Below are 26,675 nucleotides of genomic sequence, written 5' to 3'. Positions count from 1 at the left end.
TTTACTTAACACCCTACTCATGACCTCTATGTGGGTTCATGAGCATATGTAGATTTTCTCCTAATATATCAAAGGCACGAACCATAACCAATAAGGATAGGCCTGGAAAAAATGCTAGCCACCACATTCCTGTAGATAAATACCTCATAGACTCAGATAAGATAATGCCAATAGCCGGCTGATGTGGCGATAATCCAAAGCCTAAAAAGGTGATCGCTGCTTCATGTAACACTGCATGAGGAAATAATAAAACTAAGCCTACAAAAAACTGAGGTATTAAGTGAGGTAGTATATGCCGTGTCGCTATCCACCAAGAAGATTTTCCAAATTGGCGAGAAACTTCTACAAACTCCGAGTTGCGAAGTTGCATCACTTCTGCACGAATTACCCTTGTTAGACTTGGCCAATGGGTTAGGGTTACACCTAAAACCACACCTCTCATACCACCACCTAAAGCAAAGGCAATTAGAATCAGGGCCACTAAATGAGGTACACTGAGAAACAAATCTACAAGCCATGATACAAACGCATCTACTTTTCTTCCCATGGTGGCCGCCATCATACCTAATACCAGAGCAACCATTAAACTAGAAGTTGCTGCCAGCATGCCTACACCGAGGCTTAAGGTAAGGCCCTTAATGGTACGGGTAAACATATCTCTTCCCAGCCAATCAGTTCCAAAGGGATGCTGCAGGGATGGAGATAAGTTTCTAATTTGTAAGTAGGTCTGAATTTTTTCATTGCTACTGAAGATTCCTCCCAAGATAATAGCTATTAGGATTGTTGCAGCTAAACCTGTCGTTATAATCGTTCGCTGCCTGCGATTGAGCTTCCAAATCATTTTTCTGTTTGTTGAGATATCTATAACCTTGTTCATAATGAGGAACCTCCCTGCCTAATTCTGGGATCTACAATTTGGTAGATCAGGTCTGCTATTAAGTTTCCTGTAAATACAAATAATGCGCTAAAAATTACAATTCCCAATAAAAGAGGTACATCTCCCCTTAATCCTGCCTGTACTGTGGTTTGTCCTAGTCCAGGATAGGAAAATACTTGTTCTGCCAAAACAGCTCCTCCAAACAACTCACTAAATGCTGAAAATTGTAAGGTAATAGCCGGTAATGCTACATTACGAAGGCCGTGTCTCCAAAATAATAACAATCCCTTCTCACCCCTAGCTCGGGCAAATAAAACATATTCACTTGAAAGAACTTCTATCAGTTTTTGTCGGGTGTGTAATGCTACATTGGCAACCCCCAATATACTTAATGTTAATGCAGGTAAAATCAAATGTTTCATACGATCACCCATCGTAACATGCTCTGCTAGAACCCCTGCTGGAACTCCCAGTCCTATAGGAAACCAACCTAATCCCATTGCAAATATAATAAGTAATAATAGTCCTAACCAAAAGGTAGGGGTGGAGGCTAATGTTAGACAATACCATTTTATCAATCTATCAATCCAGGTTCCTTCCTTCATTCCAGCAATAACTCCTAGAGCAAAGCCTAATACTCCCGAGACGAGCCAAGCAATCATCATCAATGCTAAGGATGCTAAAAAACGATCTCTAATAACCTCAATTACTGGACGACGGTAAATCATAGAGGTTCCTAAGTTCCCCCCTAGGGCAGCAGTTCCCCAATGGGTGAACTGCTGTAGAGGTGTCTTATCTAATCCCCAATATTCTGCAATTTTTTCCCGCTGTTCAGGCCCTACCCGCATCATATCAGCCCCTACATATGCCTGAACTGGGTCAATGGGAGAGTAACTTATGAGCATGAAGGATAGGAAGGATATTGCAATCAATAAGGTAGCCAGTCTAGCACTTTTTTTCATCGTAAATACTAAAAGCTTTCTTGTGTCCATATTGCCCTCCTCCTTTTCTGCTACTCCTTCCACTGCCATTCTATAATATTATCAGTTAATGGCCATCCATGCCCATGGGGTTGAATCTTCGGTGTACCTATGTCAAGATTTTCACTCACTAAGTATAAATGATCTAGGTTAACTAGCCATGCCCAAGGAGCATCGCCCTTAGCACTAAATCCAGTAGTTCCATCCCACTGCGCTTTTTTCCAGTATGTAATCGCTTCTTCTTCACTAGTGGCCCGAAGCGCTTGCTCCATATATGCATCGACAGTAGGGGTACCGTAGAAACCAGTGTTGTACCATCCTTGCCCAGCTGTTTCACTGCTATAAAGATTATACATTTCTAAAGGATCATAGCTGCCCCATCCAAAAAGTACTGCATTAGAATACATCATCTTTTGAATGTCATCCCAGCTTTTTCCCTCTAGTATCGCATGAATCCCTAAAGGTTTCATCATATCAGCAGTCACTATAGCTAGAGATTGTCGGATTTGATCACTAGCTGGGTATATCATTGTAAACTCTGCCTTCAGATCGCCTTTTTGAAGGATCCCATCACCATTTATGTCTTCCCAGCCTCCATCGGCTAATATTTCTTTCGCCTTTTCTATGTTTCCATCTTCAACTACTGTATCAGCATTCCACCAAGGCATACCATCGCTAACACTATATGCCGGGGTACCAAAACCTTCTAAAATTCCATCCACTAAAGCATTTCTATCTAGACCGATATTGATCGCTTGTCGAATAGCTCTATCAGCTGTAACATCATTCCCTACGGCAAACCCTTCCTCTGTTGTCCCCCCAGCTGGTACGTAAGGAAATAGTATTCCACGGTTATCAACACTTTCTATATTAACTAGTTTCATCCCTGACACTTCTTGTTTTGCAAAAGATGCTGGAATAGCAGCAAGGTCTACCTGCCCAGCTCTTGCAGCAGCAAAGGCGCCATCTTCTCCTAAGAATAAAAAGGTTAACTTCTTAAATCCTGGCTTTTCTCCATAATACATTGGATTGACTTCTACAATAAGCTGTTGTCCTTGATCCCATTGTACAAACTTGAAGGGACCAGAACCTATAGGATTCTCAGCATAGTTATCATCGTGTGCATGCTTAGGAACAATTCCTGTAGTAGCTAATGTGTGAATAAAGGTAGATTGTGGTTGCTTCAGTGTAAATACAACTGTATATTCACCAACTACTTCTACCTTCTCCATTATATTTAAATCAACAACAGAGCCACTTGCAGCAGTTGTATTAAATGTATATACAATATCCTCAGCAGTTAAATCCTCACCATCTGAAAACTTTACGTCATCTCGTAAATACACTGTCCAGACCAAACCATCATCACTTACCTCATATTCAGTAGCAAGGTCATATACTATATTGAAATTCCCATCACGGGTAAGCAAGGTACTATGGAAAAGTGGTGATCCGTAACGCCCCCAACCGTTGATAGGATCAAATCCATCATCGGGTTCACTACCAATGGCCAAAATTAACTCTTCCTTATTCGTGACTTCATTAGTTACTTCATTTGTTACTTCCCCTTCAGAACTTTTCACCTCTTGCTGTGATGAACAAGCAGTGAGCATCATCGTTGATACAATTAATACATAAACCATTATTAATACCATCTTTTTTCTTAACATTTTCATCTCTCCCATCCTATGTAATTTAAGCTTCATTTAAATCAAGTACTGACAAAAACAAAAACCACGAAAGTAGACTGTTCTTTTCATAAGAACGTCCAACCTTCATGGTTAAATTACAATTATGCTATTAATTTAGTCTATTTCTGAGGCCCTCTTGCTTTTGTTAATATTATAACAACATTTTCCTATATTTGCAAGATACATTTTTTAATTTTTAGAATGACACATGTGACAGCATGTACCCGAGACAAAGCAACTGTTCCTCTAATGTACAAATCGAAGATATATCATGTAGTATTTTATAATAACCCGTTTCTATAACTTGGTGATTTTCTCCAAAAATGGGGTTGTTCATTAGATTGGGATTAGCCAACCTAATGAACGGGAGTTAAAAACTATGAATTTAGTAAAATAAAAAGCCATCAAAGGTAGTTTCCAACCTTCATGGCTCAAAATTTTCTCAATTGTCTTCATGACAACTGTTTGATAAGTATATAACATTTTCTAAGAACAGTATACATTATCGAAATAGATTTGTCAATGTTTTTATTATTTTAAATATTATTATTAATATCGTTAATTTTACTGGGATTGTTAGAAACAAAACAACTTACAGACAAAGAGACAAGGACTTGTCTGTTTGCCAGAGAGCCTTAAAAACAAAAGAGACCTACAAAAGTGTAACTTAACACACTCTAATCGTGGATCGTTTTTTCTTGTCGAAGTGATATTGATGCTTTTTGAACAGGCTCTTTAAAGCGCCGATCACTTCCTATTCTATATTCTTTCTCATATTATTGATTTAACTTTTTTACATATTTAATTATTAATATGTCAATTTTTTAACAAGATTCATGTAATAAGCATTGACGCCTTTTCTAAAGTTGTGATATGATTTTGGTAGAAATACATATTTACTAAAAATTTGATCAAGTGGAGGTTTTCTATATGTGTGAATCAACTGCTTATTTAATCACTGACAAAGGTGAAGAAAAAATCATGGAAAATGTTGTCTATATGAAGCCCGAAAATGGAAAGGTATTTTTAGCCGATCTCTTAGGAGAACAAAAAATAGTACAGGGTATACTGAAGGAAATAAAATTAATTGACCACAAAATCATTATTACCGATAAATAAAAATTAAAATATACAACATCGGGGGACTAAAAGATGATTATTGCAGTGATCGATGGAATGGGAGGAGGAATAGGTGGTCAAATTGTTGCCCATCTACGACAAGAGCTTCCTTCCTACTTTGAAATTTATGGTCTAGGCACCAATTCCACTGCTACTTCTGTTATGTTTAAAAATCATGCTAACAAAGGGGCAACGGGAGAAAATGCTATCGTTGTATCTAGTAAAAAAGCAAATGTCATTATTGGACCCATGTCCATCATCATTCCTAATTCTATGATGGGGGAAGTGACAGAAAAAATGGCAGCTGCTGTTGCTGAGGCTGAAGCGCTAAAAATCCTACTTCCAATTATGCCAGACAACTTTGTATTAGTAGGTTTAGAAAATAAACCTATGATGCTATTAATAAAAGATGCTATTGCTATATTAAAGAAGGAATTTAATATTCAAAAATAAACTATCTGAAATAAGGAGGGAATGTATTATGTCTTGCTGTAATAATGAAAAACATAACCATAACCATGAACATAACCATAACCACGATCACAAGCACGAGCACGAGCATGATCATGAACATGAACATAACCACGACCATAACAACCCCCATAGCCATGACCATGTGCATCACACTGGGTCTTCTGATGATGCTAATTTAAGTCATGAAGAAAAAACCTTGAGAGTATTATTAGTCCACTGGATTAACCACAATAAATCCCATCAGGATAACTTTTTAGAATGGGTAGAAAAGTCCAAAAAAATGGACAAGCCTCAGGTTGCTGATCATATTGAAAAAGCAGTAGCGTTTATGGAAAAAGCTAATGAAATGTTAATAGAAGCCAAAAAACATATGTAGCGGAGACATCTCTCCGCTACTTTTTATCTTGTGGTTTTCTTTGATATAAGCCCTTCCAGTCTGGGAGGCTGCCGTGGTTTTTGAATATTCCCAAAGCTAATTCTCCTACCACTGCTAAGTCCTCTGCATCAAAATAATATGACGTATTCAAATCAAATAATATATTTGCAGCAGGGGAAAATTCTTCATCTCCCTTCCAAACAATAAAAGTTAAGTAAACATTGTTAAAAAACTGAAAGCGATACCCCGCATCTCCAGATTTAATTCTCTCTGCCTTTATTTCTTCTCCGGCCACGATAAATTCCTCGAGTTTGTTACCATAAGTCTTTGCCAATTTTAATATGGTTCTAGTATAAAAGTTAGGATAATAAACATGTCCTCCTGGTATTTCCTTGTAGGTGATATTCTTTCCCGTGAGGGGTATGCCATTTGCATTTGCAAGATATCTTAAAAAAATGATTTTAATGGCATAGGATTCTACTTCTATCTCTTGATCCTTTGTGAATACTTCGCCACTGGGATACTTTACAATATAATCTCTACTCATCAGTTTTACAGTAAAAATCTTCTTGGTATGATCATAGTGTGTTCCAGATAACTCAGACATCTCCCTTGGGTTACAGTCCTTAAATATGTTTCTGATATACTCATAAGGAACCTTCCCCTGACGGTCTTCTTTTACCGCTTGAATATCCATGTAATATTTCCCCTTTCCTTAAAAATAGTATATATTGACGATTTCCCCCAGCTTTGATATAGCCAGTCGCCATGCTTTACTTGGTTAATCATAACCGTATCCTACAAAAAAGACTTCCTTAAAGCACTTCTATCGCTTTAAAGAAATCTCTAATATTTTTAAGTCACTTTATTGGTTTTATAGTCATGCAGTATTTTTTCTACTGTGGGAAACCGTTGAATATCAGTATGGGGTAAAAAACAGGCCGATATAAACTCATCCATATATCCTGGATAAGCACTTAATTCTATATAGGTCATTTGATTAGAAAATTCCTCCATTTTTCGTCTAGCATCTTCACTCATAAGGGTAAGATAGCAACCCATAAGGGAGCTATTTCCTATATACACAAATTTTTCAATCTCTATATCTGGAAACAGTCCTATTTCAATGGATTTTTCAATCGATAGGCTATTACCTATTCCACCAGCAATATATACTTTGTCAATCATATTAAAATCCATTTCTAAGCTATGAATCAATGTAGAGCCTCCTGAGTAAACGGCACCCTTAGCCTTAATAAAATTGTCAATATCAATTTCTGTAATTGTAATGTCTTCGCCAAGACCCCACTCTTCTTTAAAGGCCAGTACATATTCTCCAATATTATATTCATCAAACCGAATTCTATCGGTATTTAAGTCTCTGTTAATTTTTCCTCTTCTATCGATAAGACCTGTTTTTAGCATTTCAGCAATCAAGTCAATTATACCTGAACCACATATTCCTTTGGGTTTTTCATTGTAAATAATTGAGAATTTTGGGATGTAAGTATTGTTATCTATTTCTACCCTTTCGATAGCTCCACCCGAGGCGCGCATACCACAGCTTATTTCTCCTCCTTCAAAGGCAGGTCCCGCAGAACAAGCACAGGTGATCAAAAAGTCTTTATTACCAAATACAATCTCTCCATTTGTACCTAAATCAATAAACAAAATATTTTCTTCAGAATTCCATATTCCTGAAGCCAAAACTCCTGCTGCAATATCTCCACCAACATAGCTTGCTATAGAAGGAAGGATATACAGGAATGTTTCTGGATTTGCCTCCAATTCTAGTTCTGAGGCTTTAATAAAAGGCGCCTTTGAGAATGTAGGTATATAGGGCTCTAACCTCAAGTTGTTAGGATAAATTCCTAGTAATAAATGGGACATAGTCGTATTACCCGCTACCACAAAAGCTGCTATTTCATCTTTATCCACACCTGCCTCTTGGTACATTTTTTTAAGTAGAGGATTAATGGTTTCATGAACGATAGCATGGTTTAGATTTTCTAAGCCATCATTTTTTGTTGCATAGATAATTCTATGGATAACATCAGCTCCATATTTCATTTGTGCATTTCCAGATGATGCTTTTGCTAGTAACTTACCTTCATAAAGGTCCACAAGACATGCAGCAACAGATGTTGTGCCAATATCTAATGCCACACCATAAAGTCTGTTGGTGGTGTCTCCCATTTCAATATTTACGATCGTTGTTCTACCATGTCCTCTAGGAATATGAGTAATTGTGATTTTAAAGTCACTTTCTCTTATGAGAGTTGGTATTTTCCTTAACATAGGCAGTCTGCAAAATACTTGAGTATACCCTAATTGGTTTCTCAAGTATCTTCTTATTCTATCCCAATCAGAAATGTTATCATCTAAAGTAGGTAGTTCTATTTCCAAATAATCTTTCTTCACATAGGAAGAAAATCTCATGTCATTATCCAAGACTTGACTTCTTGCCCGTCGAAAAATTTCTTGATCCCGTGGCCCTGACAGGTCTTCGATCTTCATGCCGAGCATATCAGAGGACTGACCTGAGGGTACTTCAATGATAATATCCTCAACTACCTTCGTATTACAGGCTAACACATATCCTGCCTTTAATTCTATATCTTTAATATGATGGCTACTACTGCTATCTACTTTTCCCTCTATAACCTTCACTTTGCACTTGCCACAGGTTAGACTGCCATTGCAAGGGGCATCTATATATACCTCGCTCCTTCTAGCGATGTCTAATAAATTTTCTCCTGTCTCTGCCTGTATATTTATGTCCATGGGTTGAAACCTTATATTAATCATTAATATTTATCCCTCCAATACTATCTGTCTAGATAAAGTGAGGAAGTACGATGCAAATAGTCACGTATTGTTATTCTGCAAGATAAAATTCTTTTATTTAATGTCGAGAATTTAGTCTAGTATATGCATTCTATCTTGCAGAGTAAAGTTATTCAACCATTATTTTTTTATCTTTTGAAATATTGCTAATCCACATTTTATCTTAGGGTCTCTACTATGCTAGTACACCTTGATAGTTCTCAGCACCTAGAAGATCTTCTAGCTCTTCTATCTTTGCTATTTTAATCTTAATAATCCAGGCTTCATAGGGTGCTTCATTGACATACTCTGGTTCGTCCTCTAGCTTTTCATTAATTTCTAACACTTCTCCAGATATAGGAGCAACTAAATCAGAAGCTACTTTTGAAGATTCAACCACACCAAACTCTTTTCCTGCTTGAATTTCGTCGCCTACCTCTGGCATTTCTACAAATAATACTTCACCTAATTGTTCTTGAGCATACTCACTAACTCCTATATAGGCTGTGTCTCCCTCTACCTTCACCCAAGTATGTTGGCTGTGATACTTAAGATTTTCTGGATACATTATTTGCTCCTCCTTTTATATTGATATAATACTCTCACTTTAAAAAGTGAGAGTATTATATTCAATTATATTTAATTGTATTCAATTGTATTTAATTACATCAATGCTTCCATTGTTAATGCAGGATGTCCTTTTTGTGTAAGGAAGTTTAATACTTCTTCTGAATCTGTTGCGATGGTTTCATCACAAATCATGTCTGTGAAATTATCAATTCCGTACATTTCCTTAGCTGTTTGGTCTAATCTATCTTTTACATGATCCTTTAGTTCTTTTGGCATCCATACGATTCTTCCTGGACCACCTTCAGCTGAGATAAACTTCTTAGAAGAAATAAAGTATCTTCCATGTCCCATAAATCCTGGTGTTTGAACACCACCACCAGTCATGGAAGCAAGTTCACCAAAGGTCATTCCAACAGGTGTTGTGGAAGGAAATTCTCTATTTACAATAACAACACCGTTAGCTTCCGGCATAATACCAGCTATACACTCAAAGCAACCACAGGATGTCATCGGGTCTTCTAACAAACTATAAAGAGTTACTCTTGATACAGCTCCTTGAGATTTTTCATCAACATGTTCGTTTACAGCACTCCAAATACCTTTTACTTCGTCTTCAACACCTTCTTTAGCAATAGGTTGACATGGACCCGCAGGATCTAATTCCTTTGTAGCCTTTGCATCTAACCAGCTTACAGCACCACATAACCCCAATCTTTCAGGTGTTACGATACAGACATGTGCTGGTGCAAATGACTGGCATAGTAAACAGGAATAGAAGGTATCTACACTTTCATCTGTTAAAGAAGCAAGTCTTTCATCTCGAGCCATATATATAGCTTCGGCATCAGTCTTCTTCATCTCTGCAATCTTTGCTGCATCAGTTATAATAGTCACCTGACATTTGTCAACAACAGAAGAAAACTCATCCATCATTTTTGCGTATAATACTTCTCCTATGTGTTCTAATCTAAATCCACTGGCATAGGTATCTTTACTGATTCTAATCCATGTAGTGTCTCTTTGGCCAACATGCATAACACCTTCAGTATAGTTCATAAAATAGTGAATACGTCTTTCCAATACAGGTTCAAAATCTAGTTGCATATTTTTTCCAGCTACTTCAACTATAATAGCAAGTGGAATTCTTTTAGGCTCTCCTTCAAAATCATCAATGTTTGGACCTATAACGTTTATCTTATGGTCTTCAATTTCTGATAATTCTTTACTTCTAACTAATTCCCAACACTCAGTTTTTGAACCGCCAAACTCAGCATATAAATTGTCTTTTCTAACTCTTTCTCCTTCAAAGGCCGCTGCAAATCCAACTGGAATGTCGATTTCTGTTACTTTGATTTTTATGTTTCTTGCTTCTAAAGAAGTAGCTGGAATTTTATCGAAATCCTTTTGTGTTAATAGTAATGTTGGTACTTCTGTTACTATTTGGTCTGTAATAACAGGGAAACCAAGTGCAATCGCTCCCGCTCCTGCTGAGACTACTAATTCACTTAATGGTCCAAATGCATTAACAAATGCTGGGACTCTTTTCTTTGTATAGGCCAGATGTTCTTCTAGATTGCCAGGTTCCACACCGCCGAAAATAAGACTGGCTCTAATGGCTACAGAGACAACGTGAATAACAGAAGTAACATCATAGCCTAAAGGAATAACTCTTAACTCTAAGCCCATTTTTACATTAGCTTCTATCGCTTGATCAATTACTTCTCCAACTAAGAAGGTAAGTAGTCCTTTAGATTGGTAGTCCTTGATTACCTTTCCAGCTGTTTCACTATCAGGACATTTACCTAAAACAACAGCTACCCCTGGTATATCACCAGTTACTAGAGGAACCCCTAAGGCACGGATGGTTGCATCAGATATGTGTCCTACACAGGGAGCCTCATAGGGTGCGTCATTTAAAGCATACTTGATAGCTTCTATAATCTCTGCTGAAACTGCTGTTGCAAGACCTGCATTTAAGGCTGGCTCTAAACGAGGCTCTTCAACAATGAGGCTTTTTACTACACCAATAGCCCCCTCAAGGTCAGCTAGTGTTGCCATTTTCAATCCTGTTGCTGCATAAATAATTGGTAATGAATACGCTGTATCTGGGAAAGCTACGTTATGGTCTTTACCTTTTTCTTTGATTGCTTGCTTCAATAAACCTTCTGCTGCATTTAATGCTACGTTAGATCCATTGTAAACTGTTTGAAATAAATTCATGTTTTAACCCCCTTTAAACTTTTTTATAAATCTAGATATGAATCAGCATATAAAATATTGTTTTTAACAACATCACAGGTTTTTATTGTATCCATTAATTCTTTGTCACATGGATTAATAATAGCTGAAGACAAGCCACACTGCATTGCCATAGCTGCAAAGGCTGCATCCATAATTGGTCTTACATGCTTTGGTGCACCATTAGAAATATTACTTAGCCCTCCAGTTGTTTTTAAACCCATTTCAGTAATTTGTCTTATGGCTTCTAATACATCTGATTGTTTCTCTTGCATTCCCTTAACCACAAGAAACAGAGGGTCAAATAGGATATCATCTGGATCTACCCCAGCTTCCATGGCTTTTTCCAACATTTCTGTACAATAAGCAATACGTTCTTCACAATCTCTTGGTATGCCTTCTTTAGCACATAATCCAATTATTTTAGCATCATATTGTCCTGCTAACTCAAATAAATCAATTCTTGGTCCAGCATCAGCTGAATTAATGATTGCTTTTCCGTTTTCCTTATTGTATACCTTCAAGCCAGCTTCTATGGCTTTTCTATTTACTGTGTCTAGTGCTAAGGGTACATTGTCAAATTCTTCCTGAATCGCTTTGACAGCCCATGTCATTATTTCTTCACCATCTTTTTCAGCTGGTCCAATGTTTACGTCAATATAGTCTGCCCCTGCTTCAATTTGTTCTTTTGCTCTTTTAAAAATTGGTGCTGTGTCTCGTTCAGCTAGTGCCTTTCTGATTGCTGGTGAAATGCAATGAATTCTTTCACCAATCACAAGAAACTTATCCATTTTTAAACCCCCCAATTTTTTATACTCTTTTTTTAATTTTTCAGCTTTTATATATTAAATAATCTTAAATGAAAGATCTATGACTAAGCATTTGCTTCCACTGTGTTATTTAATTGCTTTAAAAACTTTGGTATGTGCATTGCTTCTTCTGTTCCTATAATGATTTCCCATTCAGGTAATTCATCTTCTAGCTCTCCCTTAAGAACAGCTACAAGTCCTGGTAAAATTAATTTTCTAGACTTGGTTTTTTCTGCTATGCCACTCTCTTTGATAAATTTACTAATACTACCCGCACCAAATTTACCTGCTGCCCATGCAGTTAATACAGAATACCCTCCTGCATCAGGAATAGCTACCCATACTGGTACTTTAGATCTTTCAATTTCACCAGCTACAATAAAGTAGGTTAATGCAAAATCAACAGTAACCAATACTGGAGAATTTTCATCTGCTCCATTGATAGGATAGATATCTGGCTCGACTCTCATTGGTCTTTGAGGATCAGTAAATACATTTTGTCTTAAGGAAAACAAGGATAATGCTTTTGCATAATCAATATCCTCTAATACAATAATCGAACCATATTTCACTACAAACAAGGAAGCAATTGCAATTTCCATATTACTATCATTGTTTGCTAATTCATTTGCAAATACAACGGATGGATAACCAAATTTTCTATCTTGCTCTTTTAAAGCTGTTCTTCTAATTTGTACCGCATTTTTAAACGTTTCTTTAACAGAAGAAGCTTCTGTTCCTAATACTAGCTCTTTGTAGTCCAACCCTTGTACTTTTTCTACTAAATTATATAGTTCTTCTAAACCATCTGCCTTTAGACCTAATGGCAGTTTTTGATCCTTAACTAAGCTTACCATTGCTTCATAATTATCCTTTGTAGCGCCATAAACAATAGGTTTTTCATCCTTCACTAATTCTAAGGCTTCTTTAAGTACGTCAACATCTTCACAAATCAACATATATGCTATACTGATACCACTTTCTTTTACTTTCTTTATTAGGTTAAAATATTTTTCTTTATCAGAAACATATTTTATAGCCGCAATTTCAACCTTCATTGTTTCACCAATTCTTACATAATTCACTTTTTTGATATTGTCTAGCTTGCTTTGTATTGCTTCTTCCGATAATTGATCTGTAAACATAACTGCAAATCTATTTCTATTTACAAATGTTTTTTCATGTCTGAAAAGTACAGTTTCTCCTCCGATTGTATATTCATTGTCACCTTTACCAAATTTCAAGGCTTTCATTGGAGGTGCAGTAGCCTCTGATAATTTTTCTAATGCTTCTGGACTCATATGTGGACATTTTTCAATTTCGGATCCACCAGATGCCACCTTCATTGAAAAAGCTAAACATGTTGGAAATCCACAATCCTTACAGTTCTTTTTCGGTGTTAATTTAAATATATCTAATCCTGTTAAAGCCATTTTTCGTTCCTCCTTAGAAAATCAATTTAATAAACTATTATCATTACTTATGCTAGTTGACTCGTCAAATTCTTGAGTGTTTCCAATGATTTTGGGTGACGAACAATTACTGCGTCAGCTCCAACTGCTATGATACTTGTGGCAGTAGAAATCTCTATCGAAATCGCTCTTTCCTCTCTGCTTCCCCACTCTGGTGCATCTTCCTCTTCAGCTATAGATTCTTTCACAGTCCAAGTTTCAAAGGACACAGGTGTAATGATAGGCATTTGTAGCGTTTTATCATTTTGACCTAAGGCTGCTAATCTAATTCTATCTACAGTTGAAATAAGGTATTCAAATCCATATCCTACTGCAGAACATCCTATATGCATAGTTATATCTTCATTTTTTACGCCTAATTGATCTAGTAATACATTCAATTGCTTTGCAAGGTTAATATCAACGGAAGATTCAGCGCCAACTTTATGTTTATATGCCAATCCTGCTGATGCTCCTACGGTTTTGTAATTTTCTTCTGTAGCCGCTAAGAAAAGACAGTTATGACCATCTACTGCTGCTGTTATTTTTTCAAATATTTTTGCATCCTTGTCATGGTTTTGTGTTCCAGCTATAACAAGAGGAATTGAAATAGCTTCCACTACAGCTTTAGCCACCTCCGCACATTCTTCTGGAGACTTATCTAGACCATTAGGATCTGATCCTTCAAATCTTAAACAGATAAAATCTGGTTCTAATTTTTCTTCTACAAATTTTGCCCACGCTGCGGGATCATTTGCAACATCCTTGTATAACTCTTTCAAAGATGCTATCCATTCTTCTGGATAAATGTCTGTAATTTCAATCCCAATTTTAGGTGCGTTCCCAGCATCATTATCAAAATGATATAAAGCTGTTGCCTTTTGCCCACCAATTTTAATCGCTTTTTCTCCTTTGCCGATCTCTACTTCATTGATTTTCCCTTTGAAATCCTGTACTGACATTTTAAATGGCATCTCAACCGCCTCCTTTAAGTAATTACTTTTTAAACTGAATCTCAGATAATATACCCCTTAAGGCCTTTTTAGAAATAGAATCCTCTGGTAATTGTACTAATGGTATTCCTTCAGCATCATATTCATATACCTGATGGTCCATAGGAACTACCCCTATTAAGTTCATACCTTGTTTTCTAATTTCTTCTACTGTATCAGCTTTTAATACGCCTTCAGGGACTCTATTTACAATTAGATAGATATTACTTACATTTAGTTCTAACTCTTTCACTAGTTCATTGATTCTACCAGCTGCTTGAATACCACGTCTTGAAGCATCACTTACTAAAAAAAGCGTATCTATTTTTTTAGTGGTTTTTCTACTTAAATGCTCCATTCCAGCTTCATTATCAATCACTAAATATTTATAGCTATCTGACAAGGAATCTATTTGTTCCCTTAACATGCCATTTACATAGCAATAACATCCTTGTCCTTCAGATCGGCCCATTGCAATTAAGTCGTAGCCTTTACCCTCTGTAATAATAGCATTTAATCTATACTTTAAGTACTGTGCCTTAGTCATGCCCCCTGGAAAGCTATTTCCAGCATTTTCTCTTTTACTAACTTCTTCTCTTATTGCTCCTATTGTGCATTCGATTTCTTCTCCTAATACCTCATTTAAATTAGCATTGGCATCAGCATCTACTGCTAAAATAGGTTTTTCATTGCTTTTTACTAGTTGGTCTATTAAAAGCCCTGTCAATGTTGTTTTTCCTGTTCCACCTTTACCTGCAACAGCAATTGTATATCCCATAGTGTATCTCCCTCCTGTTAGTTGTAGACAAAAGCCTTGCTTTGAGGGGGCAGGACTTTTAATAGTTCCCTACCCTCTATACAGCATGAATACAAGCCTTATGTACGTCATGTAATGCTTCCATAATACCCTCCGATAAGGTGGGATGGGGATGAATGATATCCCCTACTCTTTCAGCAGTTAGTTGTAATTCTACGGCTAAACTCAGCTCAGCTAAAAGGTCCGTAGCATGGGGCCCTACAATAGCAGCTCCAATGATGACGTCTTGATCATCTACTAATACCTTTACAAAGCCTTGAAAGTGACCTATGGCTTGAGCTTTGCCTAATCCTCTGAATTCAAATTTCCCTACATGGTAGATCATACCTTTGGCTTCTGCTTCTTTTTCAGTCATACCAACAGCCGCTACTTCAGGTCCAGTATAAATACATCTAGGTACTGCTCTATAACTAATGGCCTTATCCTTACCTAAAGCATTTTCTGCTGCTATTAAACCTTCTTTAGATGCTACATGAGCTAGAAATGGTGTGTCTACAATATCCCCTATGGCATAAATACCTTTAATATTTGTTTCCATATTTTTATTGACAACAACCTTACCCTTTTCCATTTCGATACCTAGATCTTCTAACCCTAAGTTTTCTAGGTAGGGCTTTCTACCTACGGAAACCAACATGATGTCAGCTTCTAAAGTTTTGTCCCCCTCTAAATAAGCAATGACTTTATTGTCTTGTACTTCGCATTTGTTAATTTTTTGTCCTGTTAGCATCTTTATTTTATCTCTTTTGAAGGATCTTTCCAACTGTTTTGCTACATCTTTATCCTCAAATGGTAACAATTGTTCAGCCATCTCAACGATCGTAACCTTTGTACCCATTTTACTGAAGAATTGTCCAAACTCACAGCCAATAACACCTCCACCTACAATACTCATAGATTTTGGTATTTCCTCTAAGAAAAGAGCTTCATCACTGGTAATGATTTTTTTACCGTCATGAGGAAAGATTGGTGGGACAATTGGAACTGAGCCAGTAGCTAAGATAATTTTGTCAGCCTCTATTTCTTCCTTAGAACCATCTTCTTTTGTAACCTCTATTTTGTTTTTATCGACTAATTTTCCGAAACCGTTAATGAGCTTAACACCCTTTTTATCAAATAAAAATTCGATTCCCTTGACCAGTTGTTCTACGATTTTTTCTTTTCTTTTCATTATAGCTGGAAGATCTGGTTCAATCGTACCGTCAATATTTATACCATAGTTCTTTGCATCTCTTACAACCTCAAGTACATCCGAGGAAGCTAACAAAGATTTGGTAGGAATGCAGCCTACATTTAAACAAGTTCCACCCACTCTTTTTTTCTCAATTAAAGTAACTTCCGCTCCGAGCATTGCTGCCTTGATAGCAGCTACATATCCCCCTGGACCACCGCCTATTACAGCTACTTTCACTTATAAATACCCCCTTTTGTGAAAAATTTTACAGTCCTGCTGCGTCTAATATTCGAGGTACATTTTCTTCCGCACCTATGGCCATAATATGGACGCCGTCACATAAGCCCTCTTCTCTTAGCTGTCTTATTAATTCACCAGCCATTTTTATACCTTCTTCTACTCGTTCTTCCTTTGGAGTATTTTTCATTCTTTCTATTAACTCATCAGGAACAAATACCCCCGGTACATTGTTATTCATAAATTTAGCCATACCCGCAGATTTTAATGGTATAATACCTGCTAGGATTTTCGTATCTAAATGCTTTGTTTTTTCTATGAATTCCCTCATGGTATCTAAATCATAAATGGCTTGGGTTTGGAAGAACTTAGCTCCCGCTTTAATTTTCTTTTCCATTTTAAGTATTTGAGCTTCCATAGGATCAAATCTCGGAGTTACACAGGCACCTAAGTAGAATGTTGGCGTTCCTTGTAATTCAATACCTACCATGTCTTTGCCACTCATTAAAGTAGTTGCTGCTTGAAGAATGCCTACACTATCTAAATCGAAAACTGGTTTTGCCTGTGGATGATCTCCCACAACAGTATGATCTCCCGTAAGCCCTAATGCATTTTCTATACCAAAAACTGATGCTCCTAAAAGCTCTCCTTGGATAGCTATTCTATTTCTATCTCTTCCTGTTACTTGCAGAATAGGCTCTAGCCCTTCATCCTTAAGTAATTTACAGGTTACTAAAGATGTTACTCTTAGAACCGCTGATTGAAAATCCGTTACATTGACACCATGAACCCGACCCTTTATTGCTCTTGCACATTCTAATAAATGTGACAAATCCGTTCCTTTTGGAGGTGCCATTTCAGCTGTAACACCGAATTCCCCTCTTTCTAATACATCCTTTAACAAACTCATTCCAATCCCCCCTTTATAAATCTATGCATTTGCAGTTTCTTTTTCCTGATTTCTTAGGTTGATTCTTCTAGGAGCATTTCCTTTTTCGAAATTCTTTGGCTCTCTCATGCTCATCATGTTTTCTAGTTTGCCAAGATCCTTTAATTTATCATAAATCAAAAGCCATGCACAATCGTTATCATTACTCACTTCACACTTTTTATCTTTGGCTCCACCACATGGACCATTAACTAACCCTTTGGCACATTTTGTAATAGGACATATAGCAGCTGTCCATCCAAGTTCACACTCGCCACAGGCTTTACATGCTTCTTCAAATTGTCCGATTCTTTCTATTTCCCCAATAAACATGGTGTCTGAACCAGGATAAACTTCAGGTTTTGCAACCTTTGCTACTGTTTGCGTTCCGTCCCCACAGGCTAAAGAAAGTATCGCATCGGTTTCCTTCAGTTCTTCTTTAAATTGTTTCATATCTTTTCTAGAATTTAAAAGGTTACAGGCAGGACTTAATATAGTCGTTCCTAAGACTTTTTTACCTTCTTCTTCTAGCATTTCCTTCATTTCCTGTACTTCTGTTTCTCCCCCTACTTTACAAACAGTAGCACACTCACTACATCCTACAATAATAATTTTTTCGCTATTTTCTAGGAACGCTAAAACTTCTTCAAAAGGCTTATTTTGTGAAATAATCATTTTTTATTCCCCCTTTTTATACAATGTATCCTGAAGAGTTTACCAGTAAAAAATTTATTCTCTTTCTCTTTATTTTTACTGGTTTAATCAACTCAAAGGATTCTATAAATTATTTTGCTGTTTACAAGCCTTTACAACATGTTTAGCTAATATAGATGTGGTAACAGATCCTACACCACCTGGCACTGGTGTAATCATAGAAACTTTGTCCTTCACACCATCAAAGTCAACGTCTCCGCACATATTACCTTCTTTATCTACATTGATACCAACATCAATTACCACTGCACCATTTGCTATCCAATTTTCCTTTACCAGTCTAGGTACCCCTACCCCTACTACTACTACATCTGCTTGACTAGCTATCTTAGCTGAATCCTTTGTAAAGATATGACAAACTGAGATAGTCGCATTTTCGTTTAATAGCAATAAGGCTGCAGGTTTACCTACCACCATAGATGCACCTATGATCGCGCAGTCTTTGCCTTGTAGCTCTACCCCATAAAATTTTAATATTTCTACTACTGCTGTTGGTGTGCAAGGAGGAAATCCTGTCTTGTCTCCCTCTGTCATCTTTCCAACATTGATTGGACTTAAGCAGTCAATATCCTTTTCTGGTGCAATAACATACTTGATCACGCTCTCATCTAGTTGTTCAGGAAGTGGTCTAAAAATAAGTATGCCATTTACAGCCTTATCTTCATTGAGTTTCTTTAGTTCTTTTATAAAGTCATCTTGGGTAATATCTTCAGGTAATTCATGTACTTCTGTCTCGACACCTACTTTTTTACTTCTACCAAGAGCTCCTTTTTCGTAGGCTAAATCAGATGAATTCGCTCCTACCCTTACAATAGCTAATTTAGGTTGAATGCCTTTGCCTTTTAATCCTTCAATTTCCTGAATTAAATCCTCACTGATTTTATCAGCAACTGGTTTGCCTTTAATAATTTCTCCCATTTTTTACCCCTCCGTTTCATGATTTGTTATCTATGTAAAAATATTTTGATAATTACGAATAGCCTTATGTTTATTTATGTCAACAGGTATTGTACCTTTGTCTAGCATTATCACTACTTACGAAAGTATTGCTTCTACTTTTCTATAAACCTCATCAGCAGTTTTTGTCCCTTCTGCTACCAGATGGTCAGTTTCTTCCTTAACTCTTTTCACGTATTCTTCATCTTTAATCATGCTAATGTTGATGATCACATTTAGTTGCCCGCTTATTAAAGCGGCTCTTAAGCATTGTACACCAACCCCTACATCACTTACAGCTAATTTAGAACCTTTGTCTACTAATGCTTCATGTAGTTTGATAGCTTCATAGGATGTTCTTACAATCTTAATTGGTACTTCACAAGCAATCTTTAATGCTTCTTCTAGCACCCTTGCTTTTTCAAGCTTTTCTTCTTCTGTATTTTTAGGGAGTCCATATGCTTTTGAAAGAGGTAGAAAGTTTTCAGCATCTTCATCTACCATCTTTAATAAATTATCCTGTAGTTCTTCAGTTTTTCTTAAAATTTCTTTGAGCTCTTCTTCATATTGTGCATATTTTTTCTTTCCTATGGTTAAGTTGCAAACCATTCCTGCTAAAGCAGCCCCCAGCCCTCCGACTAAAGCTGCTGCACCTCCGCCTCCAGGTACAGCAGCTTTAGAGGAAAGGGCATGGGTAAACTCCGTACAACTTTTGTCGATTAATTTCATCGCCCTTCCTCCTTTTATTTCTAGAACAATCCTGTAATTACCCCTGTTTCATCTACATCAATTCTTTCAGCTGCGGGTACCTTTGGCAATCCTGGCATCGTCATAATCTCTCCTGTAATAGCTACGATAAAGCCTGCACCTGCTGATACCTTTATTTGTCTTACAGTGATGTTGAAGCCTTTTGGTCTTCCCAATAAGCTTGCATCATCACTTAAAGAGTATTGTGTTTTAGCCATACAAATTGGTAGGTTACCAAAACCTAGCTTTTCTAGTTTGTTCATTTCCTTTAATGCCCCAGGTGTAAAATCTACCCCATCAGCGCCATAGATCTTAGTTGCAATTGCTTTGATTTTTTCTGCGATTGCCATGTCTAATGAATATGCATATTCTAATTGACTTTCTTGCTCTGCCAATCTTAATACTTCTTTAGCTAGTTCTTCTCCACCTGCTCCACCGTCTGCCCATACCTCCGACAGAGCTACATTTACACCTAATTCTTTGCATTTATTTCTCACTAGATCTAATTCTGCCTCTGTATCTAATGGAAATCTATTGATGGCCACCACTGCTGGTAATTTGAAAACCTTAGTAATGTTTTCCACGTGTTTTAATAGGTTTGGTAAGCCATTTTCTAGGGCTTCTAAGTTTTCTTGGCTTAGCTGATCCTTTGCTACTCCGCCATTGTATTTTAATGCTCTTACTGTTGCTACAATAATTACGACATCTGGTTTTAAGTCTGATTTTCTACATTTGATATCCAGGAATTTTTCTGCTCCAAGATCTGCTCCAAAACCCGCTTCTGTTACTACGTAATCTGCAAAATGCATTGCCATTTTGGTTGCTATTACAGAGTTACATCCATGGGCGATATTTGCAAAGGGCCCACCATGAACAAATGCTGGTGTTCCTTCTAATGTTTGTACTAGATTTGGCTTTAATGCATCCTTTAGCAGGGCCGCCATTGCACCATGGGCATTGAGATCTTTAGCCGTAACAGGCTTTTCATCCCTCGTGTAGGCTACGATAATATCACCTAATTTTCCTTTTAAATCAACAATATCATTGGCTAAACAAAAGGCTGCCATAACTTCAGATGCGACAGTGATATCAAAGCCATCTTCTCTTACGACACCATTACCTTTACCACCCATACCATTCACTAAATTTCTAAGTTGTCTATCGTTCATGTCCATAGCTCTACGCCAGGTAATCTTTCTATTATCAATTTCCAATTTATTTCCGTGGTTAATATGGTTATCCAACATAGCTGCTAATAAATTGTTGGCTGCGCCTATGGCATGGAAATCTCCTGTAAAGTGAAGATTGATATCCTCCATCGGTACTACCTGGGCATATCCACCACCAGCTGCTCCACCTTTCACACCAAATACTGGGCCTAATGATGGCTCTCTTAATGCTACGATTGTTTTTTTGCCTAGTCTCGCTAATCCATCTGCAACACCAATTGTGGTAGTGGTTTTTCCTTCTCCTGCTGGAGTAGGATTAATAGCAGTTGTTAAAATTAACTTTGTTTTCTTCTGCCCATTACCTTTTTTCAAAAGATTGTAGTCTACCTTTGCCTTATACTTACCATAAAGCTCGATATCCTCTTCTGTTAGGTTAAGTTTCGCTGCTATTTCTCTTATATCTTGCAGCTTAGCCTCCTGGGCAATTTCAATGTCGCTTTTAAAACTCATTTAATAACCCCCTTTAATTTATTTGAAATACTACGTACTTCCTCTTTTATCTGTGCATTTGCATCATAGGGTGATAGATTGCTTCTATCAGAATCAACTACACTGGAATTATAGCTTATAAAACCTAAACAATGCGCTGTTTCAACTTCGCCTAATATGAAATTTTTGTCTTTTTCATCTCTTATCTTGTTTCCAACTACAAATATTTTTTCAATCCCTATATCACTAGCCAATTTTTTAACTTTTCTATAGGTTTGTAAACTTCTTTCTCCGGGTTCCACTACAACAATAAATGCATCAACATTTTTTGCTGTTCCTCTGCCCAAATGTTCAATACCTGCTTCCATATCCATTACCATGACATCTTTATTCCCTAAAATAAGATGAGAGGTTAAAGCTTTTAGTAGAACATGCTCTGGACATACACAACCAGAACCACCGGTATCCACTGTTCCCATAGTTAGAACCTTTACACCATTGTATTCTTTACAATATTTTTCAGGTATATCATTTACTTTTGGATTCATTTTAAACATGGTTCCAAAGCTACCAGGACTAGAACCCGTGCGTTCTGCTACAAGATTTTTCAATTCTGAAATTGGTGTTATTTCGTCAATTAGCTGCTTTGGAAAGCCTAATGCTAAAGCAAGGTTAGCATCAGGATCTGCATCTACACTTAATACACTATATCCTTCTTCTGCATATAACCTACTAATCATTGCTGCAAATGTTGTTTTTCCAACTCCACCCTTACCTGTTATCGCTATTTTCATTGTCATCACCTGTATTCCTAGTTTTTTGTCTTTTTATTTATTTTGTTTGTCAATTACGATCTCTGTCATTATCTAAATCCCTAGATTTTGAAGCTAACCCAACTGCTACTATGTTTCTAGCATCAACTGGGTTAGCTTAATCATCAAAATCTACCTTGAAGCATGATGGAAGGTTTTAAGCAAGTTCCTTAGTCTCTTCCACTTCCTCTTCTGGCTTAATGACTCCATAGTCTATTTCTTTTGCTAGACGTGCTTCTAGTTTTGTTCTTTTTTCTTCAATTCTCTCTAGTATCTTATCTGCTAGTGTTAATGGGTTTTCATCTATAAAGAATTTAGCTCCTGTCATATCTTCGATTTTATTGGTTAATAAATCAACAAACTCAGGAGAACCTGTCACTGGAGGTGTTATACCTAAGAACACATCAATTCCACTTGATACTACATAAGTTCCAATAGCTACAGCTTTTTCTGACATCCATTCAGGAGCCACACCTACTACTGGTAAATCACTGTTATCTACACCTAAATGTTCAGATACTGCACTAACCAGTCTAATAATACGAGTGTTATCCACACAAGAACCTAAATGGATTACTGGTGGAATATCTACTAGTTCACATACCGCCTGAAGTCCCTTACCGGCTAACTTAATAGCGTCCTTGCTTAATAATCCCGCCTTGGCAGCAGCTTGAGCAGCACAACCAGTAGTGACAACGATAACATCGTTTGCAATTAATTTTTTCATGATTTCTATATGACTATATTCATGCTTAGTTTTTATGTTGTTACAACCAACGATACCAGCAGCTCCTCTTAATACGCCTGCCTTAATAACATCCGCTAATGGTTTTACTGTTCCTTGAGGATCTATATTAGAGTTTACAACTCTATCTAATTGCTTAATAACAGCTTCGTTAGAATAACCTGTAATGGCCTGAGCTTTTGATTGTGGTATAAATACTTTATCTTGTTTTCTATTTTTATAGTTTTCAATAGCTTCTCTTACGATGACCTTAGCTGATTCTAAAGCCTTTTCTTCATTGAATTCTATATGTGTTGCCCCTGTAATTTTAGCTTTTGGAGATGTGGTGATGAACTTAGTATGGTAGCAATCTGTTATTGGTGCTAGAGATGGGAAGATACATTGAACGTCTACAATAACAGCCTCTATAGCTCCAGTTAACACTGCTAATTCTTGTTGATAAAATGTTCCAGCTATTTTCACACCATGTCTCATGGTTACCTCATTACCGGTACAGCACATTCCTGCTAAGTTAATCCCTTCAGCCCCTACTTCTTCAGTTAGCTTGATCATTTCTGGATCTTGGGCCGCAGCTACTATCATTTCTGATAAACATGGATCATGTCCATGAAGTAAAATGTTCACTTGTTTTTCTTCTAAAACCCCTAAGTTTGCTTCTGTCATTCTTGGAGTTGAAGTTCCAAAGACAATATCACTAAGCTCTGTACCTAACATGGATCCGCCCCATCCGTTAGCTAAAGATGTTCTCATAGACAGGCGAAGTAAGCTTTCAGCATCACTAGTACATCCCATATGAGTAGAGTGCATAATAGTTGCAATTTCTCTATCAATAGCTCTAGGCATAATGTTAAGTTCTTCCCAAATTTTCCTTCTTGGAGCTGGAGCTCTATCTGGGAATCTTAATGTACCAAAGGGCTTACCAAATTCATTTAATGCTATTTCTGCTACTTCATGGGCTACATCATAAATATCTCTACCTTCTGTCGGTACTTCCCACTCCTGAGCCAATGCGATTAATTTCTTCTCATCTTGAACCTGGTAATTTCCATCTCTACTAGCCATGTGTAATACATGAGCTATATCTCTGGCATGGTCAGAGTGTGATGCAGTTCCTGCAGCCACCATTCTTGCAAAGTTTCTAGCTACGATTGTATCGGCTGTAGCACCACAAATACCTTTTTGTGCACCTTTTCCCGCTACTGGACTTACTCTACAGGGACCCATACCACAAATTCTACAACATACTCCCTTTTCTCCAAATCCACAGGGTGCCTTCATAGCTTTCTTTCTGTCCCACATAGTTTCGATGCCTTCATCTGCTGCCTTTTTAATCAGTTGATCGTCAATGGTATTAAGAGAAACCATTTTTTCTTCACTCATTTTTAACTCCCCCTATTAAATAGATTTATTAGGCATTTTAAAAATGCCATACGCCTTGTAAATTTAAAGCTTTTCTTGCTAATTTATATAGGACTCCTTACCTGTTCCATGCAAAATTAATTTGAAAAGCACTACCACATAAACAGGAAACGAGATCTATTCTATGAAGTTCAAACAATTTTAAGCGTTAAACAATAACCTGTCAGACCCAGTACTAAAGCTAATACTGCTGCTGGAGTAGACCATTTTTTCAGTTTAACACGCCAAATTTTGTTTATATATCTAAAAGCAAACCAGTAGTTCCTTATGAATATTCATCATGTGCTTATATAAATATCATATTTCGTTATATAATTAACATAATATGATGTTTAAAATCGGAAAAAAATGTCTAAACAACAGAAAAGCGCATTATTTAGTGAGTTAATAGTAATTATTTGTTAATTATGTATATATTTTAATGAAATTAATTGGTATGAATGTTAATATAATAACACTCGTTGTCAAAAAAATAAATCAATTTACTACTAAATTTCCTTGTGTTTTATTCCTATAGTTAGTAATTAGTGTATATATTTCAAATTTTCTGTACCATGCTTGTAGTTTAACATATATAGTACATCCTTTCAACATATTTATTTATAGTTTAATACTATTTTACTATATTTTACCACAAATAAAACCTTTGTAAAGTTAACTTTGGTAGTGTTACGAGGCAATAGTATGTATTGCATCTTTCACTGATATATTTTTCTCTAATTTTTGATCTAATGCGGTTTCGGGTAAAACAAGTTTTCCCAAGGAAAATCTTCACAGACAAATACGAAGCTTTTTAAAGCTAACAAAATATTTATAATTTGGTATTGATAACAGTTCCTTAGTAAATAATAACAACTGTAACAATTCTTGAGGAGTACAGAGGGATATAAATGTACACAAGCATCGCTCCTTTGCTGGGGGTATTGTGTTCATATATTCCTCATTTATTTTGTAAATTATTACGTCAGTTTCTGATAATTATGTAAAAAGTGCAAAACCATAGTAATTTTAAGGAGGTAATATAAATGAGTAAATTAGAGTTTAAGTATCCCATGATGGCATTTGCAAAATGTAAGTGTACTACCCAAGTCCCTATTAAAGAAGTAGATATGAAAAATTTATCTTATGAAAAAGCAGTGATCAAGTATACAATAAGCTGCTCTGTTTGTGGTGATATGATTAAAGAAGCATTGATTTTTTCTTCTGCTACAGAATGTGATTTCACTGATCTAATGAACTTTTTCAAAGTCATCCCAGCCCTTAAAGATGAATTAGCTATTATCAAATTAGATACCGTTAAGGGTAAAATAAAGGATGGAGAAATTTCACTTTACGGAAATTATTCTCACTTAAGGTTTTGGGATAAAGTCATCCAACGTGATATAATCAAAATTCCTTATACATTAAAAGAATAAAGTGGCTAAGCCACTTTATTCTTTTTTTATAATTGATCACAAGAGCTGTAGGTATTCAAATTACAAAAGAATTTATATTTGACAGTTTGGGATTGAACTTGGAAAGTACTAAAATTTATTCTACAATTAAAAAATTTGTTCAGGGCTTCCTCAATAAGGATTGGGTAACTTGATAAAATGTGTTGATCTTTTTAAAGTGATATATTTTTTCATATTTTTTTGATATAATGAACATAATTATATTGCAATATAATTATATAATCATTTGTGATTCAGTGGAGGTTTTGTTATGGATTTCGAGCTAGTATTTAAAGCTTTAGGTGAAGCAACACGAATTAAAATCATCAAACTTCTCTTTCATAAACCCATGTATGTTTGTGAATTAGAGTCTATTTTACAAATGAGCCAGCCAAGGATATCTCAACACTTAAAAACACTAAAAACTGCAGGACTTTTAGATATGGAAAAAGAGGGCCAACGGGTAATCTATTTTTTAAATAGAAGTGTTATGAATTCAATATTTAGTGATTTTCTTGTTTTTTTGGACAAACCTTTAGATCAACTCTCCGATTATACACAAGTCCATGAAAGAATGAAATTAGCTGCAGAAGATGAAGATATCAATATCTGCAAATTTAATTATAAGTAGATAGCCTAAATCTATGATTTG

At 36.3% G+C, this 26,675-nt stretch carries 24 protein-coding genes; 5 read left to right on the top strand and 19 right to left on the bottom strand.

Going from position 1 to position 26,675, the window contains the following annotated elements:
- Window positions 1-13: 13 nt before the first annotated feature.
- The 3 genes from AMET_RS10060 to AMET_RS10050 are packed head-to-tail and all read right to left on the bottom strand — an operon-like array spanning window position 14 to window position 3,527.
- Complete coding sequence (locus AMET_RS10060) at window positions 14-877, bottom strand: ABC transporter permease (protein ID WP_012063179.1); 864 nt, start codon at window positions 875-877, stop codon at window positions 14-16.
- Window positions 874-1,869 (bottom strand): ABC transporter permease, encoded by a 996-nt coding sequence (locus AMET_RS10055; RefSeq protein WP_012063178.1) that lies wholly within the window; start codon window positions 1,867-1,869, stop codon window positions 874-876. The genes AMET_RS10060 and AMET_RS10055 overlap by 4 nt, the downstream gene beginning before the upstream one ends.
- Before the next feature lie 20 nt (window positions 1,870-1,889).
- Complete coding sequence (locus tag AMET_RS10050) at window positions 1,890-3,527, bottom strand: ABC transporter substrate-binding protein (RefSeq protein WP_012063177.1); 1,638 nt, start codon at window positions 3,525-3,527, stop codon at window positions 1,890-1,892.
- Window positions 3,528-4,478: 951 nt separating this feature from the next.
- Here AMET_RS10050 and AMET_RS10045 point away from each other — a divergent pair.
- The 3 genes from AMET_RS10045 to AMET_RS10035 are packed head-to-tail and all read left to right on the top strand — an operon-like array spanning window position 4,479 to window position 5,517.
- Complete coding sequence (locus AMET_RS10045) at window positions 4,479-4,667, top strand: CooT family nickel-binding protein (RefSeq protein ID WP_012063176.1); 189 nt, start codon at window positions 4,479-4,481, stop codon at window positions 4,665-4,667.
- Between the two features lie 33 nt (window positions 4,668-4,700).
- Window positions 4,701-5,120: a DUF3842 family protein gene (locus tag AMET_RS10040; RefSeq protein ID WP_012063175.1), complete on the top strand. Its 420-nt coding sequence runs from the start codon at window positions 4,701-4,703 to the stop codon at window positions 5,118-5,120.
- 28 nt (window positions 5,121-5,148) lie between these two features.
- Window positions 5,149-5,517, top strand: a complete 369-nt coding sequence (locus AMET_RS10035) for a hypothetical protein (RefSeq protein ID WP_012063174.1) — start codon at window positions 5,149-5,151, stop codon at window positions 5,515-5,517.
- Between the two features lie 16 nt (window positions 5,518-5,533).
- Here AMET_RS10035 and AMET_RS10030 read toward each other — a convergent pair whose 3' ends face one another.
- The 16 genes from AMET_RS10030 to cooS form a co-directional block, all read right to left on the bottom strand.
- A complete protein-coding gene (locus AMET_RS10030; RefSeq protein ID WP_012063173.1) occupies window positions 5,534-6,214 on the bottom strand; it encodes a DUF3786 domain-containing protein in 681 nt (226 codons plus the stop codon).
- A gap of 158 nt (window positions 6,215-6,372) precedes the next feature.
- Window positions 6,373-8,325, bottom strand: coding sequence for a corrinoid activation/regeneration protein AcsV (gene acsV / locus AMET_RS10025; RefSeq protein ID WP_012063172.1), 1,953 nt, complete (start codon window positions 8,323-8,325; stop codon window positions 6,373-6,375).
- Between the two features lie 214 nt (window positions 8,326-8,539).
- Window positions 8,540-8,911, bottom strand: coding sequence for a glycine cleavage system protein GcvH (gcvH, locus tag AMET_RS10020; RefSeq protein ID WP_012063171.1), 372 nt, complete (start codon window positions 8,909-8,911; stop codon window positions 8,540-8,542).
- Window positions 8,912-9,006: 95 nt separating this feature from the next.
- On the bottom strand, window positions 9,007-11,133 hold the full coding sequence (gene acsB, locus AMET_RS10015; RefSeq protein ID WP_012063170.1) for an acetyl-CoA decarbonylase/synthase complex subunit alpha/beta: 2,127 nt from the start codon (window positions 11,131-11,133) through the stop codon (window positions 9,007-9,009).
- Between the two features lie 23 nt (window positions 11,134-11,156).
- Window positions 11,157-11,942: a carbon monoxide dehydrogenase/acetyl-CoA synthase methytransferase subunit gene (gene acsE, locus AMET_RS10010; RefSeq protein ID WP_012063169.1), complete on the bottom strand. Its 786-nt coding sequence runs from the start codon at window positions 11,940-11,942 to the stop codon at window positions 11,157-11,159.
- An 83-nt stretch (window positions 11,943-12,025) separates the two neighbouring features.
- On the bottom strand, window positions 12,026-13,393 hold the full coding sequence (acsC, locus tag AMET_RS10005; RefSeq protein ID WP_012063168.1) for an acetyl-CoA decarbonylase/synthase complex subunit gamma: 1,368 nt from the start codon (window positions 13,391-13,393) through the stop codon (window positions 12,026-12,028).
- 47 nt (window positions 13,394-13,440) lie between these two features.
- Window positions 13,441-14,385, bottom strand: coding sequence for an acetyl-CoA decarbonylase/synthase complex subunit delta (gene acsD, locus AMET_RS10000; protein WP_012063167.1), 945 nt, complete (start codon window positions 14,383-14,385; stop codon window positions 13,441-13,443).
- A 22-nt stretch (window positions 14,386-14,407) separates the two neighbouring features.
- Window positions 14,408-15,181, bottom strand: coding sequence for an ATP-binding protein (locus tag AMET_RS09995; RefSeq protein ID WP_012063166.1), 774 nt, complete (start codon window positions 15,179-15,181; stop codon window positions 14,408-14,410).
- Between the two features lie 76 nt (window positions 15,182-15,257).
- On the bottom strand, window positions 15,258-16,631 hold the full coding sequence (gene lpdA / locus AMET_RS09990; protein ID WP_012063165.1) for a dihydrolipoyl dehydrogenase: 1,374 nt from the start codon (window positions 16,629-16,631) through the stop codon (window positions 15,258-15,260).
- Window positions 16,632-16,659: 28 nt separating this feature from the next.
- Entirely contained in the window at window positions 16,660-17,541 is an 882-nt protein-coding gene (locus tag AMET_RS09985) for a methylenetetrahydrofolate reductase (protein WP_012063164.1), read from the bottom strand.
- 21 nt (window positions 17,542-17,562) lie between these two features.
- Window positions 17,563-18,234 carry a methylenetetrahydrofolate reductase C-terminal domain-containing protein gene (locus tag AMET_RS09980; protein ID WP_012063163.1) on the bottom strand — a complete coding sequence of 224 codons (672 nt, stop codon included), beginning with the start codon at window positions 18,232-18,234 and terminating at the stop codon, window positions 17,563-17,565.
- Window positions 18,235-18,336: 102 nt separating this feature from the next.
- Window positions 18,337-19,191, bottom strand: a complete 855-nt coding sequence (locus AMET_RS09975) for a bifunctional 5,10-methylenetetrahydrofolate dehydrogenase/5,10-methenyltetrahydrofolate cyclohydrolase (protein ID WP_012063162.1) — start codon at window positions 19,189-19,191, stop codon at window positions 18,337-18,339.
- Window positions 19,192-19,308: 117 nt separating this feature from the next.
- Complete coding sequence (locus tag AMET_RS09970; RefSeq protein WP_012063161.1) at window positions 19,309-19,938, bottom strand: cyclodeaminase/cyclohydrolase family protein; 630 nt, start codon at window positions 19,936-19,938, stop codon at window positions 19,309-19,311.
- Window positions 19,939-19,958: 20 nt separating this feature from the next.
- Window positions 19,959-21,635: a formate--tetrahydrofolate ligase gene (locus AMET_RS09965; RefSeq protein WP_012063160.1), complete on the bottom strand. Its 1,677-nt coding sequence runs from the start codon at window positions 21,633-21,635 to the stop codon at window positions 19,959-19,961.
- Window positions 21,632-22,414 carry an ATP-binding protein gene (locus AMET_RS09960; protein ID WP_041720614.1) on the bottom strand — a complete coding sequence of 261 codons (783 nt, stop codon included), beginning with the start codon at window positions 22,412-22,414 and terminating at the stop codon, window positions 21,632-21,634. The genes AMET_RS09965 and AMET_RS09960 overlap by 4 nt, the downstream gene beginning before the upstream one ends.
- A 169-nt stretch (window positions 22,415-22,583) precedes the next feature.
- Window positions 22,584-24,551, bottom strand: coding sequence for an anaerobic carbon-monoxide dehydrogenase catalytic subunit (gene cooS, locus AMET_RS09955; RefSeq protein ID WP_012063158.1), 1,968 nt, complete (start codon window positions 24,549-24,551; stop codon window positions 22,584-22,586).
- 1,064 nt (window positions 24,552-25,615) lie between these two features.
- On the opposite strand from cooS, the gene AMET_RS09950 reads away from it, so the two are divergent.
- Both AMET_RS09950 and AMET_RS09945 read left to right on the top strand, forming a co-directional pair.
- On the top strand, window positions 25,616-26,005 hold the full coding sequence (locus AMET_RS09950; RefSeq protein ID WP_012063157.1) for a hypothetical protein: 390 nt from the start codon (window positions 25,616-25,618) through the stop codon (window positions 26,003-26,005).
- A 289-nt stretch (window positions 26,006-26,294) separates the two neighbouring features.
- A complete protein-coding gene (locus tag AMET_RS09945) occupies window positions 26,295-26,654 on the top strand; it encodes an ArsR/SmtB family transcription factor (protein ID WP_012063156.1) in 360 nt (119 codons plus the stop codon).
- Window positions 26,655-26,675: the final 21 nt, after the last annotated feature.

Source organism: Alkaliphilus metalliredigens QYMF (assembly GCF_000016985.1).
Lineage (GTDB): Bacteria > Bacillota > Clostridia > Peptostreptococcales > Natronincolaceae > Alkaliphilus_A > Alkaliphilus_A metalliredigens.
Note: the sequence above shows the minus strand (reverse complement) of the source record. Positions and strands in the feature narration are given on the sequence as shown.